At 45.0% G+C, this 2,441-nt stretch carries 6 protein-coding genes; all 6 read left to right on the top strand.

Annotation, left to right across the window (positions count from 1 at the left end):
- Nucleotides 1–136 precede the first annotated feature (136 nt).
- Nucleotides 137–325 carry a hypothetical protein gene (locus tag DW835_RS17615; RefSeq protein ID WP_054328105.1) on the top strand — a complete coding sequence of 63 codons (189 nt, stop codon included), beginning with the start codon at nt 137–139 and terminating at the stop codon, nt 323–325.
- Nucleotides 326–607, top strand: a complete 282-nt coding sequence (locus DW835_RS17610; RefSeq protein WP_118731509.1) for a DeoR family transcriptional regulator — start codon at nt 326–328, stop codon at nt 605–607.
- The gene (locus DW835_RS17605; protein ID WP_009296086.1) at nt 600–896 is read left to right on the top strand and encodes a DUF3847 domain-containing protein; all 297 of its coding nucleotides are present in this window, start codon (nt 600–602) and stop codon (nt 894–896) included. Before DW835_RS17610 ends, DW835_RS17605 begins: the two co-directional genes overlap by 8 nt.
- 311 nt (nt 897–1,207) lie before the next feature.
- On the top strand, nt 1,208–1,462 hold the full coding sequence (locus DW835_RS17600) for a CPCC family cysteine-rich protein (protein ID WP_006575072.1): 255 nt from the start codon (nt 1,208–1,210) through the stop codon (nt 1,460–1,462).
- Between the two features lie 57 nt (nt 1,463–1,519).
- Nucleotides 1,520–2,029 carry a hypothetical protein gene (locus DW835_RS17595; RefSeq protein WP_006873177.1) on the top strand — a complete coding sequence of 170 codons (510 nt, stop codon included), beginning with the start codon at nt 1,520–1,522 and terminating at the stop codon, nt 2,027–2,029.
- Nucleotides 2,030–2,223: 194 nt separating this feature from the next.
- A partial coding sequence (locus DW835_RS17585; protein WP_182430357.1) for a MobA/MobL family protein occupies nt 2,224–2,441 on the top strand: 218 nt, incomplete at its 3' end.

Genomic DNA, 2,441 nt, shown 5'->3' with positions numbered 1-2,441 from the left:
TACCGAAACACGACAATCTGATAGGGGGATAGTCTACCCTATCGCTGATACTTCGGGAGATTTTAATCGGCTCTATGACCGTAATTTTGCCGAAAATCGCCCCGAAACCATACACTAAAACGGGAGGAAATACAATATGCCGAGAATGAGCAAAAAGAGGAAGCATGAGCTTTCCTTTTACCTCAATGACCGGGGGCGTGTCACTTACAACGAATTATGCCGGAAATGCCAGCATGGGTGCAAGCAGAGCTTCCGGGCGGTTGTGATTGACTGCCCCCGTTATTTATCCAAACGATCAAAGAAAAAGGAGGAACACACCGAATGAATTTTGAATTTATTTCCAGTCAGCAGCACCGCAAAGGTCATGTACTGCCGGATGCTGGACGCTATGCTCTCCAAAGGGCAGGAGGACGAGAACGGAATCCTGTTTGTCTGCTTCCCTGTCACAGCCATTGCCGCAGTCCTGTCCCGCAGTCCCATGACGGTCAAGCGTTCTCTGAATGAACTGGAAAACGCCGGACTTATCATGCGGGTGCGTCAGGGCGTGGGAGAACCGAATAGGATTTATGTGCTGATACCGGGAAAGGAGGACGCTGCCCTTGCCTGATACCTCGAAGCTGGAAAAGCTCAACCGGGAGCTGGAGAAAAGCGAAAAGAAACTGCGGAAAGCCATCAATGATGAAAAGGCATTGCAGCACCAGTTAAAGCAGCTTACCCGAAAGGAACGGACGCACCGGCTCTGCACTCGTGGCGGTATGCTGGAAAGTTTTCTGCAAGAGCCGGAACGCCTAACAGATGATGATGTCATGCTGTTGTTGAAACTCATTTTTCACAGGCAGGACACGCAGGAACTATTGAAAAAAATGCTGGAACGGGAGAAGCCGGAAACCCCTTAGTTTACTAAGGGCGCAATTATACACCACCCAGAGGTTGGTGCATTGCGTTCTCCGAAGGCTCCTCGCCGGAGAGCTGTGATTTTCCGCAGTCATGGTCTGCTCCAAATCAAACAGGGGACGCTACACTTCCCCTGCGCTGGCTGCAGCCAGCTACCCTTTTGTGGACTTGCCTGTTGGGGACACCTTGCGGTGCAAGCTGTTCCCAGCCGACAAGTTTCATAAAATATGCTATCTTTTCGATAATCGATGAAGTATAATAAAGTCAGAAATAAATCAGGAATTTGAGGTCAAGGCTTAAACGTGAGGTTTATATGAAAAAATACCAATGTCCTTGCTGCGGATATTTTACCTATAATGTTCCGGCAAATGAAGATTGTGGGTATATTTGCCCCGTTTGTTTTTGGGAGAATGACCCGTTCATTGCTTCTGATAACGAACCAAGCGACTCTAATCATGGAATAACGCTAAAAGAAGCGAAATCCAATTTCTCAAAATTTGGTGCTTGTGAAAAAGAAATGTTATGTTATGTCCGACCACCAAGAGATGATGAAAAAGAAATTTCATAGCGACAACTTCCAACTTGTAGAACTGAAAAATTAGAAGTTGTAAAGGAGTGTGATAAAATGGAAACACTTTTTGACCAATACAAAGAACTGAATATAAATGGCTCTTTGATTTGTCTTGAACAAGTTGAAGATATTTATTCTTACTTCTGCTATCCGACCAATGCAAAGGCAATAGGTTTTGAAGGAAGTATTATGTATTGCTTTATTGAGCCGTATGGGGAAATGGTTTTTGCCTGCAATCCTGATACTTGTGCAGATGTTTTTGTTTATCCACTGGCAAGAACCTTTGAGGATTTTATGAGACTTATTCTTGCTTGTGGTTCTACTAATCCTATTGAGCAGATTATTTGGATGGACAAAGACAAATTTGAAAAACACCTCAAAGAGGAAGAAGCAATCCGCACAGAGGAACAGAAAGCGACATTAAGTTATCTTGAAACAGAATTAGAAATTTCCCCTATTGATAACCCTTATGACTATGTAAAAGAACTGCAATCTCGCTTTGACAATAGTGGCATTGAGTATAGTGATGAATACTATGATGTTTTGGGGATTGATAGAAAATAACAACAAATAAATTCCAGTTCGTCAGCTTCACATCGGGTCAACTTGTCCCGAACTTTTACAACTAAATACCCGCCGCCCACACAGCGGCACACCGAGCAGGAAATCTGAAAGAAAGGTTTCCTGCTTTTTTTCTGCCCAAAATGAGGTGGTAAAACGCCACCCCGTCCACCAATTAGCGAAAGGAGGGACACGAAATGCCCTGTCCACACAACGAAATCACGATTGTTCAGCGCAGTCAGCGGCAGTCTGCGGTTGCCGCCGCTGCTTACCAGAGTGGCGAAAAACTGTTCTGTGAATATGACCAGCAAGTGAAGCACTACCCGGAAAAGCGTGGTATCGTCCACAATGAAATCCTGCTCCCACCTAATGCCCCACAGGAATATGCAGACCGCAATACTTTGTGGAACGCCGC

Source organism: Clostridium sp. AM34-9AC (assembly GCF_003480225.1).
GTDB classification, from domain to species: Bacteria; Bacillota; Clostridia; order Lachnospirales; family Lachnospiraceae; genus Acetatifactor; species Acetatifactor acetigignens.
This window is presented reverse-complemented; position numbering and strand designations above follow the sequence as displayed.